This is a genomic window from Chitinophaga sancti (assembly GCF_034424315.1).
In the GTDB taxonomy this organism is placed as follows: domain Bacteria; phylum Bacteroidota; class Bacteroidia; order Chitinophagales; family Chitinophagaceae; genus Chitinophaga; species Chitinophaga sancti.
Genome location: NZ_CP139972.1, coordinates 5,542,964 through 5,559,940, shown reverse-complemented (window position 1 = coordinate 5,559,940; position 16,977 = coordinate 5,542,964). Strand labels below are relative to the sequence as shown.

17 protein-coding genes and 1 tRNA gene are annotated in these 16,977 nt (G+C 44.5%); 8 read left to right on the top strand and 10 right to left on the bottom strand.

All coding sequences use genetic code 11. The features are described from left to right. Positions 1-44 precede the first annotated feature (44 nt). Together U0033_RS21595 and U0033_RS21590 are read right to left on the bottom strand one after the other, a co-directional pair. The gene (locus tag U0033_RS21595; protein WP_072366215.1) at positions 45-1,811 is read right to left on the bottom strand and encodes a PspC domain-containing protein; all 1,767 of its coding nucleotides are present in this window, start codon (positions 1,809-1,811) and stop codon (positions 45-47) included. A gap of 40 nt (positions 1,812-1,851) precedes the next feature. Then, on the bottom strand, positions 1,852-2,178 hold the full coding sequence (locus U0033_RS21590; protein WP_072366213.1) for a PadR family transcriptional regulator: 327 nt from the start codon (positions 2,176-2,178) through the stop codon (positions 1,852-1,854). Positions 2,179-2,466: 288 nt separating this feature from the next. Between U0033_RS21590 and U0033_RS21585 the strand changes: the two genes are divergently transcribed. The 4 genes from U0033_RS21585 (at position 2,467) to U0033_RS21570 (ending at position 5,318) form a co-directional block, all read left to right on the top strand. Next, on the top strand, positions 2,467-2,757 hold the full coding sequence (locus U0033_RS21585; RefSeq protein ID WP_072366211.1) for a hypothetical protein: 291 nt from the start codon (positions 2,467-2,469) through the stop codon (positions 2,755-2,757). A gap of 183 nt (positions 2,758-2,940) precedes the next feature. Next, on the top strand, positions 2,941-3,561 hold the full coding sequence (locus U0033_RS21580; RefSeq protein ID WP_218164127.1) for a SulP family inorganic anion transporter: 621 nt from the start codon (positions 2,941-2,943) through the stop codon (positions 3,559-3,561). Continuing rightward, entirely contained in the window at positions 3,561-4,589 is a 1,029-nt protein-coding gene (locus tag U0033_RS21575; RefSeq protein WP_218164126.1) for a SulP family inorganic anion transporter, read from the top strand. Before U0033_RS21580 ends, U0033_RS21575 begins: the two co-directional genes overlap by 1 nt. Positions 4,590-4,637: 48 nt before the next feature. After that, complete coding sequence (locus U0033_RS21570; RefSeq protein WP_072366209.1) at positions 4,638-5,318, top strand: carbonic anhydrase family protein; 681 nt, start codon at positions 4,638-4,640, stop codon at positions 5,316-5,318. Between the two features lie 66 nt (positions 5,319-5,384). Here the strand turns inward: U0033_RS21570 and U0033_RS21565 are convergent, their stop codons facing one another. From U0033_RS21565 to U0033_RS21555, 3 genes are read right to left on the bottom strand one after another with little or no spacing between them, the layout of a single operon-like run. Further along, positions 5,385-6,518: a methionine aminotransferase gene (locus U0033_RS21565; RefSeq protein WP_072366207.1), complete on the bottom strand. Its 1,134-nt coding sequence runs from the start codon at positions 6,516-6,518 to the stop codon at positions 5,385-5,387. A gap of 3 nt (positions 6,519-6,521) precedes the next feature. Next, complete coding sequence (locus tag U0033_RS21560; RefSeq protein ID WP_072366205.1) at positions 6,522-7,613, bottom strand: mannose-1-phosphate guanylyltransferase; 1,092 nt, start codon at positions 7,611-7,613, stop codon at positions 6,522-6,524. A gap of 4 nt (positions 7,614-7,617) precedes the next feature. Beyond that, positions 7,618-8,592 (bottom strand): KpsF/GutQ family sugar-phosphate isomerase, encoded by a 975-nt coding sequence (locus U0033_RS21555; protein WP_072366203.1) that lies wholly within the window; start codon positions 8,590-8,592, stop codon positions 7,618-7,620. 295 nt (positions 8,593-8,887) lie between these two features. Between U0033_RS21555 and recQ the strand changes: the two genes are divergently transcribed. The 3 genes from recQ (at position 8,888) to U0033_RS21540 (ending at position 12,021) form a co-directional block, all read left to right on the top strand. After that, complete coding sequence (gene recQ, locus U0033_RS21550) at positions 8,888-11,089, top strand: DNA helicase RecQ (protein WP_072366201.1); 2,202 nt, start codon at positions 8,888-8,890, stop codon at positions 11,087-11,089. A gap of 10 nt (positions 11,090-11,099) precedes the next feature. After that, positions 11,100-11,873, top strand: coding sequence for a DUF3050 domain-containing protein (locus U0033_RS21545; RefSeq protein ID WP_072366199.1), 774 nt, complete (start codon positions 11,100-11,102; stop codon positions 11,871-11,873). 75 nt (positions 11,874-11,948) lie between these two features. After that, positions 11,949-12,021 (top strand) — tRNA-Phe (locus U0033_RS21540). Positions 12,022-12,225: 204 nt separating this feature from the next. On the opposite strand, the gene ltrA is transcribed toward U0033_RS21540, so the two are convergent. The 3 genes from ltrA to U0033_RS21525 form a co-directional block, all read right to left on the bottom strand. Then, a complete protein-coding gene (gene ltrA, locus U0033_RS21535; protein ID WP_322518441.1) occupies positions 12,226-13,503 on the bottom strand; it encodes a group II intron reverse transcriptase/maturase in 1,278 nt (425 codons plus the stop codon). A gap of 779 nt (positions 13,504-14,282) precedes the next feature. Beyond that, positions 14,283-14,534 carry a YdhR family protein gene (locus tag U0033_RS21530; RefSeq protein WP_218164000.1) on the bottom strand — a complete coding sequence of 84 codons (252 nt, stop codon included), beginning with the start codon at positions 14,532-14,534 and terminating at the stop codon, positions 14,283-14,285. 79 nt (positions 14,535-14,613) lie between these two features. Beyond that, complete coding sequence (locus U0033_RS21525) at positions 14,614-15,186, bottom strand: Crp/Fnr family transcriptional regulator (RefSeq protein ID WP_072359022.1); 573 nt, start codon at positions 15,184-15,186, stop codon at positions 14,614-14,616. Between the two features lie 101 nt (positions 15,187-15,287). On the opposite strand from U0033_RS21525, the gene U0033_RS21520 reads away from it, so the two are divergent. After that, complete coding sequence (locus tag U0033_RS21520) at positions 15,288-15,854, top strand: multiubiquitin domain-containing protein (RefSeq protein WP_072359020.1); 567 nt, start codon at positions 15,288-15,290, stop codon at positions 15,852-15,854. On the opposite strand, the gene U0033_RS33480 is transcribed toward U0033_RS21520, so the two are convergent. After that, on the bottom strand, positions 15,747-15,983 hold the full coding sequence (locus U0033_RS33480) for a tetratricopeptide repeat protein (protein WP_394363843.1): 237 nt from the start codon (positions 15,981-15,983) through the stop codon (positions 15,747-15,749). The two genes, U0033_RS21520 and U0033_RS33480, sit on opposite strands and share 108 nt — an antisense overlap. 272 nt (positions 15,984-16,255) lie before the next feature. After that, entirely contained in the window at positions 16,256-16,957 is a 702-nt protein-coding gene (locus tag U0033_RS21515) for a class I SAM-dependent methyltransferase (RefSeq protein WP_072359016.1), read from the bottom strand. Positions 16,958-16,977: the final 20 nt, after the last annotated feature.

Genomic DNA, 16,977 nt, shown 5'->3' with positions numbered 1-16,977 from the left:
TGGTATTCATTTCTTTAACTATTGAACTTATTGTGATGAAAAGTTTAGCTCAAAAGTTTGTAAAGGCTATAGCTGATGGCTTCTCCGCCTTCAAAGGCTACTTTTCCTTTACCAGTTGCACTTGTTGCCTTCGTGGTATCTTCTTCCGGGCTTGTTTTGCGCTCCTGTTTCCCTTTGTAGCGATAATTATCTTCTGAAGAATCATTATTTGATTCGTGCTTGTCGTTTTTCTGATCGATTCCGTCAGTGGTCATTTTCAGCACCTGACCGCTGTCGTCTCCGTTATCTTCAAAGTCGTCCCAGTCATGATGATCATTCCAGTCATTGTCCCAGTTCCAGTTGCGGTAGTGGTTACGAACTTTTTTGTCCATTTCCACCTGTTTGTCAACCGGTACCCGGATGATGAGACGAACACGCTGATCACGGAATTTGCTGTCTCTCGGAATTGAGATACCTGCGGGCAGGTAAATCACGGTATCCTGCTGTGTAATTGGATAAGAGATTTCTTTTGCCAGTGTTCTCGCCTGGGAGATACTACGACCTCTTGCACTGCGTTGTACCTCGAGATAGAAACTATCATTCCTGCTTTTCTCTACACTTATATGGTAGTTATTAATAATTACGGTGTCGTCAGCCAGTCTCAGGTTCTCGTCAAAGAAACTTTCTTCTACCTGCACCAGGTTCTCCGCCTCTTTAAAGACGATCTTGCCCTTAGAAGGTTGCACGATGGCAAAATTTTCTTTTACAGTATTCCGTAATCTGAAGTCTTTTGCGACAGAAATACCTACCAGTATTGCAAACACAAGACCGGTGAACCAGAGGAAACTAAGGGTATAACCCACATAGCGGTTCGTCTGTTTTACACCCGTGAGTTTGCGGATGATGAATATGATAATCCCTACGATCGGTATACCGATCAACAGGAATACAGATGGCCAGAAAAGCAGATTTTGCAGGGTGCCTGACAACAGCAGGTCTTTGAATGGCAGAAGGACCGGAGAAGCAACTGTGATCATTACGCCTACTACCAGCAGGACGAGGAGAATGACTACAGCCAGGAAGTAAAAGAAGCCTTTAGTCAGTACGATCAGAACGCGGCCTAATACATCGAAAAAGCTACGGCCAAAACGTTCAATATCATTTCCAACTTGTCTTCCCCGGCCCTGAGAAAAATTTCGCATTTCGTTTCCGATATGCTTGAAATGGGCCTTGGTAGCGTTTATTTCATCCTGAACAGCAGTTTTGATGTTGTTCACATCTACACGCTCTCCTCTCATTTGCAGCTTTTCTGCTGCACTATTTGCTTCTGGTGTTACGATCCAGAGTATGAAGTATACCAGGATACCGGAACCGAAACCACCGATTGCCAGTAAGGCGAAGATGATACGGAAAACCACCGGGTCTACATTGAGGTAAGCCCCCAGGCCTCCGCATACACCTCCCAGCACCTTGGCATCCGGGTCACGGTATAAGCGCTTCCTGGTACGGAAACTATCATAGATAGGATCGCTGGCAGGTGCAGATTGCTGTTTGGCATTGGTGTCGTCGGTTTCTTCAAACTGATCAGGGGTACCCATTACAGCTTTTACACCAACTACATCATCATCCGTGATGCAATGTGCTCCTTTCTTTATTTTATCCTGAAAGATCTCTGCAATACGACCTTCAATATCACTCACAATCTCATCCGCACCTTCCTCCCTTGCAAAGTATTTTTTCAAACTGTCCAGATACTGCCGCAGTATCTCATATGCGCTATCCTCAATGGGAATAAGGCGGCTGGCCAGGTTTATGTTAATAATCTTTTTCATTACTCGTTGCTATTTATTAGATTTTAGTGTGGATGGATTTCTATTTACTTGTGAGCTGATGTACCGCATTGGCCAGTTCATTCCAGGTCTTTTCTAATTCCAGGTAGAATGCCTCTCCTTTTTCGGTCATGGAAAAATATTTTCTTGGAGGCCCTGAATTACTTTCTTCCCATCTGTAACTCAGCAATTCTGCGTTCTTTAACCGTGTTAATAAAGGATAAAGAGTGCCCTCCAGGATATCCAGCTTTGCTTCTTTCATTTTTTCAATAATGTCTGAAGGGTAAGCCTCTCCTTGCTTGATGATGCTCAGGATGCAGAATTCAAGCACGCCCTTTCGCATCTGTGATTGTGTGTTATCTATGTTCATGGCAAGTGAGCTTTATTAATTGTCTTACTATGTTCATAATGTTTTGTTTTTTGATTTCTACAATACAAAGATAAGGGGTTTTATACTACTATGCAATACACAATACCTTTTTAAACAAAATAATTTGCTTTGTTTATTACCCGTTAAAGCATAATTATCTAGTAACCAAGTACTTAATATTTTGGAGGTAGAGAAAATTTATGATGAGTGGTAAAAAAAATATCCTTTAACATATTTTTAAATCGTATATTCACGATACATCCCAGCTTTTATTATTTTTGTAGAACCATGAAAAAGGTTATCGGTATATTCCTTCTTGCACTGATGTGCATCCAACTCCTTCCAATAAAGGAGATGGGGAGGTTACTGTTTAATAACCAGATAGTGGAGGAACATCCTTCAGATGGATGCTCGGGTGATGATGTAGTCAAAATAGCCAAAGACTTAAAATGGCTGAAGCATCATGATCACTCTTTCCACGAACCTTCCCTTTTTCTCAGTAAGATCCATTTCTCAGTAATGGAGAACATTCTGAAAGGCCCTGTCAGGGAAATACACTGCCCCCCTCCTAATTGCTAAAGCTCACTCCTTATTATTTTCTATTGCATCAGGCATCCTGTGTCTTTTGATGCTGCTTTTACACATTTATTACTACTCAAACACAAAAATCTAATGGGATTGTTGTGCCTACGCTATAAAGCGCACAGGTACTTCTATTCCCATGACCAACCTACGCATAAGCGTAATTAAATTCTATTGACTATGAGCAGGCAAAATATATTCTCGAACGTCAAAGGCGACCTCTCGTCCGGTCTTGTTGTATTCCTGATTGCGGTGCCTTTATGTCTCGGTATTGCCCTGGCATCCGGCGCTCCGTTGTTCTCCGGTATGATTGCCGGCATTATCGGGGGCCTGGTGGTTGGTTCCCTGAGCGGTGCACAACTGAGCGTGAGCGGCCCTGCTGCCGGCCTTACAGCTGTTGTACTCTCTGCCATCACCAAGTTTGGCGTATTCGACGTATTTCTCATGGCAGTTGTTATCGGTGGCGTATTCCAGTTGGGGTTTGGTCTTCTCAAGGCAGGTACCGTAGCCAACTACTTCCCTTCTAATGTGATTAAAGGGATGCTCACCGCCATCGGTATTATTATTATAATGAAGCAACTTCCGCATGCCTTTGGCTATGATGCTGATTCTGAAGGAGATTTTACCTTTATCCAGGTAGACGGACATAATAGCATCTCTGCTTTGCTGTCCACTATCAACCACATCCACCTGGGTGCGACTATAGTTTGTGTTATTTCGGTGCTGATCATCCTCTACTGGAACAAGATTCCTAAAGTAGGGGTGATCCCTGCACCGCTGGTAGCCGTAATTACGCTGTAGTGCTGAATGCTATCTTTATTGCTATTGGCAGTAAACTGGCCATTGCACCTTCTCACCTGGTGAGCCTGCCGGTGCCTGAAAGCTTCGGAGACTTCATCGGACAATTTACCACTCCTGATTTCAGCGCCATTACCAACAAGGAAGTATGGATCGTAGGTGCCACTATCGCTATCGTAGCCTCAGTAGAAACCCTGCTGAACGTAGAAGCGACTGATAAACTGGATCCGCTGAAAAGACATACCCCTCCTAACCGTGAACTGCAGGCACAGGGTATCGGTAATATTATAAGCGGAATGATCGGTGGCCTGCCCATCACCTCCGTAATCGTACGTTCCTCTGCCAATATCAATGCAGGTGGCCGTACTAAACTCGCTACCATTACCCACGGTGTACTACTCCTGGTTTGTGCAGCCCTGATTCCTACCATCCTGAACAAGATTCCGCTGGCTACCCTGGCCGCCGTACTACTGGTGACCGGCTATAAGCTCTGCAAGATCTCCATCTTCAAAGAGATGTTCAAAAATGGTAAGTACCAGTGGGTGCCTTTCGTGGTGACGGTTGTTGCTATCGTATTTACCGATCTGCTCATTGGCATCTCATTAGGTATGGCGGTTAGTGTGATTGCCATTCTGAGAGGTAATATGCGTAGCTCCTACTATTTCCGCAAAGAGAAATACCATAACGGTGACAGCATCAAGCTGGAACTGGCACAGGAAGTGTCTTTCCTGAACAAAGCCAGCATCCTGCTCACCCTGGATCACATGCCGGAGAATACCACCGTAGTAATCGATGCAAGTAATACCACCTATATAGATTTCGATGTACTGGAATCTATCAGGGAATTCAAAGATGTAAAAGCAGCTCAGAAGAACATTAATGTGGTGCTAACGGGGTTTAAGAATGAGTATAAAATCCAGAATTCTGAAAATATTCCTGCTGATTACCAAGCCAATATTAGCTCCGGACACGTACATACTATATCCACCGGTAATCATGAGCAATTATTGAAAGAATTACAACTGAATTAAACGATTGTTAACCTGCCATTTAAAAACCAATTAAAAAACGTGAAAAGAATGAAAACATTAAATAAATCTCTGCAAGACAAACTGACTCCAGCTACTACCCTGGAATTATTGAAGAATGGTAACGCACGCTTCGTGGAAAACCTCCGCCTGCACCGCGATCACCTGGATCAGATTAACGAAACCCGCGATGGTCAATGGCCGATGGCTGCTATCGTGAGCTGTATGGACTCCCGCACATCTGCAGAACTGATCTTTGATCAGGGTCTGGGAGACATTTTCAGTATCCGCCTGGCTGGTGCTGTAATCTCAGAAAACGTACTGGGTAGCCTGGAATATGCTTGTAAGGTAGCCGGCTCCAAGTTCATCGTAGTGCTGGGTCATAGCAAATGCGGCGCGATCAAAGGTGCATGCGACAAGGTAGAAATGGGAAACCTGACTGCGTTGCTGGGTAGAATTACCCCTGCCGTTTATGCAGAAAAGACTATTAAAGAAAACAGGACCTCTCATAACCCCGCTTTTGTGGATGCGGTTACGCATATCCATACTCAGCGTTCTGTACAGGCAATTATGGAGCAAAGCCACATTTTACGCGAAATGATTCTCAATGGAGAAGTAGGTATTATCGGAGCCATGTACGATGTCGAAACCGGCGTAGTGACTTTCCTGGAAGATACACTGATTATTGGTGAGGAAGTAGAGAAAGAGCAACTGGAAGCTGTAACTGTGTAATACAAGCAATGGCTTGTGGTCATATACAAAGGAAAAGCCGCTCTGATTACAGGGCGGCTTTTTATTTTAGATCTTTCTAAGGCGCTCCACGGCCTTTTCAAGTGTTTCGTTCTTTTTGGCAAAACAGAACCTTACCACATGGTCGTCCTTACCATCCTCATAAAATGCCGATACCGGGATACTCGCTACCCCGAATTCTTTCGTGATCCGGATCGCAAATTCCTTATCTCCCTCCTCGGAAATACGGTCATATTTCATCAGCTGAAAATAACTACCGGATGAATGTAAGGGCGTAAAGCGGGTTTCTTTCATGAGAGACAGGAAATAATCTCTCTTTCCCTGGAAGAATGCCGGCAGGCTCAGATAGTGATCCGGCGTTTGCAGGAACTTAGCCAGGCCATGCTGCATAGGCGTATTTACAGAGAAGCAGAGGTACTGGTGTACTTTTCTATACTCCGCCATCAGGTGAGGCGGTGCTATACAATAGCCCATTTTCCATCCTGTATTATGAAATACCTTTCCGAATGAGAAAGTGACAAAACTGTTTTTCCGCAATGCAGGGTAGCGCAATATGCTCAGGTGCTCCTTACCATCGTAAATAAGGTGCTCATATACTTCGTCAGAAAGGATGAGGATATTATGTTCCGCCACTAGTTTCTCCAGTTCATCAATATCATTTTGGGTGAGAATACTCCCTGTGGGATTGTGGGGCGTATTCAGCATGATCATTTTAGTACGGGGTGTTATTTTGCTCCGAACCAGTGACCAGTCTATATGATAGTCAGGAAATGAAAGCGGAATGCGCACCGGTACCCCACCATTCACCAGCAGATTCGGAATGTAACTATCGTAGGCTGGTTCAAAGATGATCACCTCATCGCCCGGACCAATAACGGTGGCGATAGCTGTGAAAATGGCATACGTACCTCCCGGGGTGACTGTAATTTCCGTATCCGCATTAACGGTTTGCCCATAAAGTAAGCGGATCTTTCCGGCAATCGCCTCGCGCAGGGGCATAATACCCGGCATGGGGGCATACTGGTTATAGCCTGCTTCCATGGCCTCGTTTACAAGGTGCTTCAGGGTTTCGTTACAATCAAAATCAGGAAAGCCCTGTGACAGATTAATGGCAGCATACTGCGCAGCCAGGCCCGACATAACCGTGAAGATCGTCGTTCCTACATTGGGTAATTTGGACATATCTTAAAGGTACTTCTCTCCTTTGTTGCGCTTTACCTCTGCTACGTATTCCTTTATTTGCTGTTCATGGTCTTTGCGGCAGATCAGCAAAACGTCGTTGGTATCTACCACGATGAATTCATCGAGGCCCTGCAAAACCAGCAACTTATCGTGGGGAGCCCTTACCATACAGTTCGTAGCATCGATCATCATCACATTCTTACCCTGAATGGCATTGCCGGAATCATCCCTTTCCAGGTTTTCGTAGGCAGACGCCCAGGTACCCAGGTCACTCCATCCGAAATTGGCCGGGATTACGTAAACGTTATCAGCCTTTTCCATGATACCATAATCAATAGAGATATTGGTACACTGTGGATAGATGGTTTCAATCGCCTTTTTCTCCTCGGGGGTGTTTAGGGCGGAACTGTATTGTTCAAAAAGTTCGTCTACCTCCGGCAGGTAGGTCTTCAGAGCGGCGAGAATGGTTTTCACGTTCCATACGAAGATCCCGGCGTTCCAGAGGAAGTCTCCACTTTGTATAAAGGTCCTGGCCAGTTCTAAATTAGGCTTTTCAGTGAAGGTCTTTACGGGGTATACATTGTCCGCCACCTGCTGGGTTTCAAACTGGATATACCCGTATCCTGTGTCAGGTCGGGTCGGTTTGATACCCAGGGTCACCAGTGCACTGTGTTTTTGAACGAACATCAGGGCATTGAGACAGGTGCTGGTAAATGCGGTTGCATCCATGATCAGGTGATCGGCCGGCGCACAAATGATGTTTGCCTTGGGGTCCTGTCCGTAAATCTTGTGGGAAATATATGCAATGCAGGGCGCGGTGTTCTTGCGGAACGGCTCAGGCACAATGTTGTCAACGACCACATCAGGCAGCTGTTCCTGCACCTTGCCAATATAATGCTGGTGCGTAACTACAAATATGTTTTCCCGTGGAATAAACTGGGAGAATCGCTCATATGTCCATTGCAGAAGGCTCTTCCCCGTATTCAAAATGTCGAGGAATTGCTTGGGATAGTCTGTACGGCTATAAGGCCAGAACCTACTACCTATACCTCCGGCCATAATGGCCACATAAAAATGCCTGTTCACGTAAGTCATCGTGTCAAATAATTCCTTCCCGGATTAAATCATGTAAATGAATAATACCTATATACTTCTTGTCATCCAGCACTAACAACTGGGTAATATCATGTTGCCTCATCAACTCCAGGGCATTTACAGCCAATTCATCACATTGAATTGTTTTGGGGTGGCGAGACATGATATCACTGGCAGTCACATTGTCAGTTGACATACTTTTTTCCAGCATACGGCGCAGATCACCATCTGTGATAATCCCGCTAAGTTGGTCGTTGCTATCTAAAACGGCTGTTACTCCTAACATACCGGAACTAATAGCCACAATTACGTTTTTCAATGAGCTGTCCAGATATACCTTTGGCGCGTCGTGCTGACGGCAGAGATCCAATACCTTGAGATACAACTTTTTACCAAGTGTACCCCCCGGATGGAATTTTGCAAAGTCAGCTGCCGTAAAACCATGCCATTCTATTAAACACACCGCCAATGCATCGCCCATTGCCAATTGGGCAGTAGTACTTGTGGTGGGTGCCAGGTTATTAGGACAAGCCTCCTGGTCAACAGTTGTATTTAATAAGAGGTCCGCTTCCCTGGCAAGATAAGAATCGACATTGCCAGTTATGGCAATCAGCTTATTTCCAAAGCTCTTGACCAGCGGTACTAATACTTTGATCTCCGGCGAATTGCCGCTTTTCGAAATACAGAGAATAACATCTTCATCCCGGATCATACCCAGGTCCCCATGAATCGCATCAGCTGCATGCATGTAAAGGGCAGGTGTACCTGTAGAATTAAATGTAGCCACAATTTTCTGGCCAATGATAGCGCTCTTGCCAATACCAGTAACCACTACCCTGCCGGTACACCCCGCTATGAGGGCCACCGACTGCTCAAAGTCAGCATTGATAAACTTCTGAAGATTGTCTATCGCTGCAGCCTCCATCTGAAGGGTTCTTTTTGCTATAGCTGCTATATTAATATCCGTTCTGTTTTTCATGAGCACTGCAAAGTTAACCAGTATTAGGGAGATTCAATCCTATACATGCACCTATTTTATAATGAGTTGCGCTGAATGATTAATAATACACCTCCGCTTCTTTACCAGCTGCAGCCCCTACCTGCTGGCCCTGCTGCGAAATCGCATGCCAAAGCAGTACTGTACTTCATTTCGGATAAATTTAATTGGGGGTCAATGCAATTTTAGTTAACTTCGTGTCCCCTAAAAAACACATAAACAATATCCATAATTTGTTACTTTCTTTAGAGTTTATTTGTTTTAAATTTTGAATGCAATGGCTGTTGTAAAGGTAAGTTTGATAGATGCATTACGGGAACATTTTGGATTCGATTCTTTCAAAGGGAATCAGGAAATTATCATTAAAAGCATTCTTGCCCGCAAAGATACTTTTGTCATTATGCCAACCGGTGGAGGAAAGTCTCTTTGCTACCAGCTCCCGGCATTAATGAGTCCAGGATGTGCTCTGATCGTCTCTCCGCTCATAGCTTTAATGAAAAACCAGGTAGATCTAGTACGCTCCTACAGTAGCAAGGATAATGTAGCGCATTTTCTAAATTCTACCCTTTCTAAAGCTCAAATCAAGAAAGTAAGAACCGATCTCCTTTCCGGAAAAACCAAAATGTTATACGTAGCACCGGAAACATTGACCAAGGCTGAAAACCTGGAGTTTTTTAAGGAACTGGAAATCTCTTTCATAGCAGTAGACGAAGCTCACTGTATCTCAGAATGGGGACACGATTTCCGTCCTGAGTACCGCCGTCTCAAGGAAATGATAGAAATGATCAATGCCGATCTGCCTATCATCGCCCTCACCGCTACCGCTACTCCTAAAGTACAAAGCGACATCGTCAAAAACCTGGGTCTCCGCGATCCACAGGTATACCTGTCCTCCTTTAACAGGCCGAACCTCTATTATGAGATCCGCCCAAAAAGGAAGAAAGAGCAGACCATTCGCGAAATCGTCAAGTTTATCCACCTGCATAAAGGTAAAAGTGGTATTATCTATACCCTGAACCGTAAAACCACCGAAGAACTGGCGGATATGCTCGTGGCTAATAATATTCGGGCAGTCGCTTACCATGCAGGTCTGGATGCCGGTACCCGCGCTCAGCGTCAGGATATGTTCCTGCACGAAGAATGTGAGGTCATCGTAGCTACCATCGCCTTCGGTATGGGTATCGATAAGCCGGACGTTCGCTTCGTTATACACTACAACATTCCCAAGAGCCTGGAGAACTACTACCAGGAGACTGGTCGTGCAGGTCGTGACGGACTGGAAGGTATCTGCGTATGCTTCTACTCTTATAAGGATGTACAGAAACTGGAACACCTGATGCGCGACAAGCCGCTCAGCGAAAGGGAAATGGGCGCTCAGCTCATCAACGAAACAGTTGCCTACGCTGAAAGCTCTGCCTGCCGCCGCAAAGTGATCCTTCACTACTTCGGCGAGAAGTACGAAGAACACCAATGTAACGGGGCCTGCGACAACTGTCGTAATCCAAAAGAGAAAATTGAAGTGAAGAACCGCGTAGTAATCGTACTCAAAGCCATCCAGTCGCTGGAAGAACGCTTTGGCACGGACTACGTTGTCAATATCATTACCGGAAAAAGCAACCCGCAGATCACGACCTATGGTCACAACCAACTGGAAGTGTTCGGCGAGGGTAAAGAATTCGATGCGCACTTCTGGAATTCCCTCATCCGCCAGATGATGCTGGAAGACCTGATTGCCAAAGACATCGAAGAATATGGCCTGCTAAAGATCTCTGATAAGGGTAAAAAGTTCCTCAAGACGCCTTACTCTATCATGGTCTCACTCAACCACCAATTTGAAGAAGAAGGCAATGAAGAAGATGATGTAGCTGCAGAAGCCCAGGCTTCCGCCGATCCTGTTCTCTTCGAAATGCTGAAAGAGCTGCGTAAAAAGGTAGCAAAAGAAAAGAACCTCCCTCCATTCGTTATCTTCCTGGAAACCTCCCTCGAGGATATGGCTACCCAGTACCCCACCACCGTGCAGGAACTGGAGAAGATTCAGGGTGTAAGCAAGGGAAAAGCTGTACGCTATGGCAAACAGTTCGTAGATGTCATCTCTAAATATGTAGAGGAAAATGACATCGTAAAACCGGATGACTTTGTCATGAAGAGTGTGGTGAATAAGAGCGGTCTGAAAGTGTTCATTATCCAGAATATCGATAAGAAAATGCCGCTGGAAACCATTGCCCGCAACAAGGAACTTACTATTCCGCAACTGCTGGACGAAATGGAAACCATCGTGGCGAGTGGCACCAAACTCAATCTTGACTATTGCCTTGATGAAGAACTGGATGATTATGCCCAGGACGAAATCATGGAATACTTCAAAGGTTGCGAGACCTCCAGTCTGGCCCTGGCCCGCGAAGAACTCATCGATAGCGATTACACCCTTGAACAATTGAAATTGATGCGTATTAAGTTCCTCGTTGTTTACGGGAACTAAAAAACCAACTATGGGACATGATTTGATCAGGGCTGCTATTGCACCTGTAAGGGAGAAGATTATTCAACATCCGTTATATCATGAAATGCAACGCATGGAAGACATCAGGTCTTTTATGCAGTATCATATCTTCGCTGTATGGGATTTCATGTCACTCTTAAAATCTTTGCAACGCCATCTTACCTGCACCACCCTGCCATGGGTACCTGCAGGCAATGCTGCTACCCGCTACCTGATCAATGAGATTGTAACAGGCGAAGAAAGTGATATTGATCCTGATGGCAAACGCGTCAGTCATTTCGAACTATACCTGGAGGCGATGAAACAGGTAGGTGCAGATACTTCAGTAATGGAGAATGCCCTGCTGTCTCTGCAAAAAGGTGTAGCCCTTACCGATATATTTGCCACCTTCCCTCCTGCCGCCAGATCATTTGTACAACATACCTTTGACCTGATCGAAAATGCACCTATTCACGTGCAGGCTGCTGTTTTCACCTTTGGCCGTGAAGACCTCATTCCTGATATGTTCGTAGCGCTGGTTAATGATCTGGACAAGCAATTCCCCGGACAGATCAGCCTGTTCAAATATTACCTGGAGCGTCATATTGAAGTGGATGGTGATCACCATAGTCACCTTGGTATGGAGATGGTACAGGAACTTTGTGGTACTGATACCCGTAAATGGGAAGAAGCCGCCAGCGCATGCCGCGAAGCATTGGAACAGCGAAATGCGCTGTGGACAGGCATTCTGGAAGAAATTCGTATAACTGTAACAATTTCTTAGAATAATATTTGGATTTTAAATTCAGATTTTGTTATCTTTGCACTCCCTTCGAGAGAAGGATGTGAGAAAAGAGATGGTGTGGTAGCTCAGTTGGTAGAGCAAAGGACTGAAAATCCTTGTGTCGCCGGTTCGATTCCGGCCCTCACCACGAAGCCTGTAAGCTAAGCGCTTACAGGCTTTTTTTATTCCCTCTATTCTCCGTTTACTCCTACTTGACTGATTGAATGGATTGGTTGTAGAGAGGGAGTTCAACTGAACCTGCTTGAACAAAATCGAGTAGGAAGAAAGCCGGTCATGCCGGCTTTCTGTCCTCTCACACCACCGTACGTACCGACCGGTATACGGCGGTTTGTCAGAATAACTTAGTTTGGTGAGTTGTTTTCCAGTAATAGTGATTGGCGAACCCTACATACCCTTGTTTAGTAAAGTAGTCGTTGTTCAAGGCTCGGTGCAGTATTGCACTGTTTGCAATGCGGCAGTAGCCTTTACGACTGTTGCTCCACTCATAAGCTTTACCCACATTAATTCCCAACATTTTCAGGTTTTTCCACCGTGTTGATGGCCTTTTCCATTGTTTCCATATTCCCATTCTTAGACGTGTTCTTACCAACCTGTCCAGTTCTTCCATTCTGCTTTTGGCCGTGGCTATCCGAAAGTAATTCACCCAACCTACTATTATGGCCTCCATCTTCTTTATCTTGTCTTTCACTTTGCCGGGGGCTTTACGCTGCGTTTGATCCTTCATCTTCTCTTTAATCTTTCTCAGCGATTTAGATGCAATGCGCACTGCCCACCCTTTCTCTCTTCGATAAAAAGAGAAACCCAGAAGCGTACTCTCTATCGGACGGCTCACTTTACTTTTTGTACGGTTTACTTTTAGCTTTAGCTTCTTTTCTATGAACTCGGTGATTGTTGACAGCACGCGCGTCGCTGACTTTTCACTTTTCACGTAGATGCTACAGTCATCGCAATACCGTACAAACCGGTGGCTTCTTGCCTCTAACTCTTTGTCCAGTTCGTTTAAAACAATGTTGCTCAGCAGGGGGGAGAGAGGGCTGCCTTGAGGAGTGCCTTCCTTACGTTCTATCACAACCCCATTTTCCATCATCCCGCAATTCAGGTATGAGCGCAGTAGTTTCAGCGTCCTCTTGTCAGCTATCTTTTGGGCCAGAAGCGACATTAGCCGGTCATGGTTCACCCGATCGAAAAACTTGTCTAAGTCCAACTCCACTACCCATTCATAGCCGTCGTTCAGGTTTGTTTGTGCCTGATACAATGCCTGATGAGCGTTCCGGTTTTCTCTAAACCCATAGCTATAATTGGAAAACTCTCCTTCATACTGTGGGCTTAGCCATTGGGATATTGACTGGGTAATTAGCCTGTCGATTACAGTAGGTATTCCCAACATTCTTTTACCGCCGCCATTTTCCTTGTCTATTTCTACTTTCTTAACTGCCTGGGGGCCGTACCTGCCTTCTAAAATACTGGTCCGCAACGTCTGCCAGTTCGTATTCAGGTAGTCACGAAGTTCATCGGTCTGCATACCATCTATACCCCCCGCTCCTTTATTGGCAGTTACCTGCTTAAAGGCTTTTTGTACATTGCGGATATCTAATATTTCTTCCAGCATACTATTACTTTGAAAAAAAAAAATCATCCCGGCGTCACTCCCATTGATTGCATGATGAGGCTCAACTCCTCCTGTGTTTTACTTTCAGCTTCCGGCTTATCCTCGCACAGGTAGTTTTCCAGTGTTCTTCCGTTGTGATCGCCTCGCTCATAAACGGCTTGTTCATTTTCGCCATTCTAACATTCGGTCCTTCTTCCTTTTGTGAGACTTCTGCTTTTGCCTTCGTTTCGGGATGCAGCTCGTTGCCGGCTTACTATGACCTCGGCTGACTTCTGATGGCACCTTGAAGCCATTCTTTATGCTGACTTCTGTTTCCGCTTCGGTATTCTCTCATACCTCTGCCGGATTGCCAGCAGATCTCCCAGGGTAAGGTTATACGCTTTCCATTCATGTAGCCCCGGTATTTACACAACATGGTTCCGTGCAGTATAGGGCTTTTGTCTGTGATGCGACATCGCCCACCATGCCTTGCCTTGTATACCATTTCTGTTCGTGGGCTCGAATGTTTGCCGCCGGCTTCCTTCAGATTCGTGGTCACCCACGACACCCTTGCCTTTGGCTAATGATACGTACTGCAACGCTCATTCAGGACTTACACCTTAGAGCTTATAACCATGCCTGGCGCACATCGATAGAGCCGCACGTTATTGCATGCGGCTCCTGTGCTTGCCGATGGGGTCGCCGGAACAAATAAAGGATGCTTCACCATCATTTGTAAAAGGGAGAGCCCATCTCACGACTGGCCTCTTCAACGGTATCTCCATCAAAGATTTTCACCGTCAGACTGGCATTTGCATTTTTCGCTTGTTGCGCGTACAGTCCAGTGGCAAATTCCTTGCGTTTTCTTCAGAATCGAATTCGTAAAATCCCCCTATGGTGTGTGTACCAATTCCTAAAAGCCATGTTTTAGCTACTAATCCTTTCACCTCTTTCAGCTGTTTGTTCACCATACTCCATAACTCTTCGGTAAACTGCGGAACAATTGTTTGAAATTCTCCGTATAGAAAAACCCTTCTGATTGAATTACTCATTTTAATACTTTTTAGTTGTTAAATGATAAAACAAAAGTAGAAGGAGCATGAGTAACAAATGTTGTCATATGACAACATTTCAGAGCTTAGCTTTCAATTTACTCAGGGTGGAATTTGTCATGCCTAAATAGGAAGCCACCGCTTTGCTTGAAATCCTTGTCAGTAGCATAGGCTCATGTTCCAATACCCATTTCAGTTTATCTATTCCATCCATCCCAAGAAAACTGTAGATCCGCATTTGCGCATGGATAAAGGCAAATTCAATCGTCTTGTTATAGAACAGTTTAAACGGAGGATATCTTTCCGTCAGATTAAAAAATGATACTTTGTCAATCACCATGAGTTCAGAAGGCTCGTGCGAAATAAGTATATCTCTCGAAGGTTTTTGTGTAATCAGACTTGTAATGGAAGTAATGAAACTATTTTCGAAAGCAAAATAGGCGGTTATCTCGTTCCCTTTCTTATCAATTTCATATAATCTCAGACAGCCTCTATGAATAAAATAGAAATGTCCACAAATATCTCCTTCCCGCTCTATCATCTCATTGCGGCCGACCTTTATAAGCTTAAAAGCGCTGGCTACTTTTTCTGACTCTTCTTCATTGAGTAATGTATTCTTTTGGAGAAAATTTTGAAGTGATAAGGTACTCATGATTGAAAAGATTTCTTCTGAAAAAGCAAAGGAGAATGGACATGTTCTGATGCAAAGATAGTTAAAGTGTTAAGCCCAAACACAGGTTAGGAATCATTACAATGGAACCTTTACAAAAAGACCACCATGGCGGTGGCAACAGAACTCTTTCGTTGCTTATCGAGGGAAAACAGTACCAATGGAAGCAGCAATTTATTACAGGTTTGGAAATCAAGCAATTGGCAAACCTTCCTACTGACTGCATCATTTATTTGAATATTCCCGAACCGTGGAAGGATGAACTGGTTGAAAATGATACGAAGGTGGATCTAGCGCGTCCTGAAATTGAACATTTTTACATACTACATAAATTAAAGTATACTATCGATGGACAGCAGTATGAATCCTCCAGCCAATATATACGCGGTAAGCAGATCAGACACCAGGGTCAGATTGCTTCTGATAAGGATATTTTCCTTGCTATTAGAGGTCCGTGGGAGGATGAGCTAATAACCGATGATGCCTTTGTGGACCTAGCGCGCCCTGGAATAGAGCATGTCTTTTCCAAGGATCGTAAACATTCATTTACAATCATTATAAATGGAGAGGACAAGGTTTGGGAGGCGTTGAAGATTGAGTATAAGGATGTAATTGCACTCGCATTCCGTCATGCGTTCCAACCTGAATAATGTAAGTGACTTTTCATAATACGCCAGGTAATATTCGGGATCCATTGCAATTGCCTGGTCGAATAAGGGAATTGCCTTGTCATAATATCCGCTGTCATATGCAGCAACGCCTTTTTCCACCAGCGCCATCGAGCCACCCTCCTGAGCAAACATCGGTAAACCGAATAAACCCAGCAGGCAGGTAAATAAAAATGATCGCATTATATAAATTTTAAAAACACATGAACTTAATGAACAGTATTCCAGATATAGATGAGAACTACTCCTTTCCCCGTTCTAAACATGAGATGCATTCTCTCCGGGTATTCCACAATTTGTATCAGTATTTTAGTACTTCTGGGTGCAAACAATGAATGGCATCAAAAAGGGCCACCTTTTCAGATGGCCCTTGTATCAGTAGTTTATTTCTTTTTACATACTACAATGTGATTCAGGAAAGCATCGTATCGCTTTGGCAATATCGCATCCAGGAACATCACCCAGATATTCATCAGGGAGATCACAACATTGGTCACCAGCTTTCTCAGCGGCGGGAAGAAGTTGAACTTGGACAGAATGGAACTATCCATATACGACATCCTGATCTGGGCCTGTGTCTGTACAGAAGTACCCAGCTTTTCGTAATACACGATTTCAAATCCTTTACGCTCCAGCAGGCTCTTTAAACCAAAAGATGTATAACGGCTGCAATCATTCGGTGCCTCATGCTCCGCTATCAGGAACGGCATGGTGATCAGAATCGTACCACCCGGTTTCATCACCCTGTGCAGCTCAGAAATCATATCCTCCAGGTTGAACACATGCTCAAACACTTCGGTGGACAGTACACTGTCAAACGAATTATCTTCCAATGGCAATGTCAGACCATCATAAAACACATCTATCTGCTCATTCTCATGGCTATGCCCTTCCCCCTGGAAATCTACACCTATATATTCATCTACGTTAATAAGGGTCTTATAAGGCTTGCTACCACAACCAAAGTCCAACATACGGCCATAAAGCACATTGAAGTGCTTTTTCAGGTTCGAGATCAACAGATTACGAGTTATGTAGAACGACTGATTAATGGTCGGATTGAAATCTTTGCTTACATTTTTCATAGTGACGCCAAAATTACATT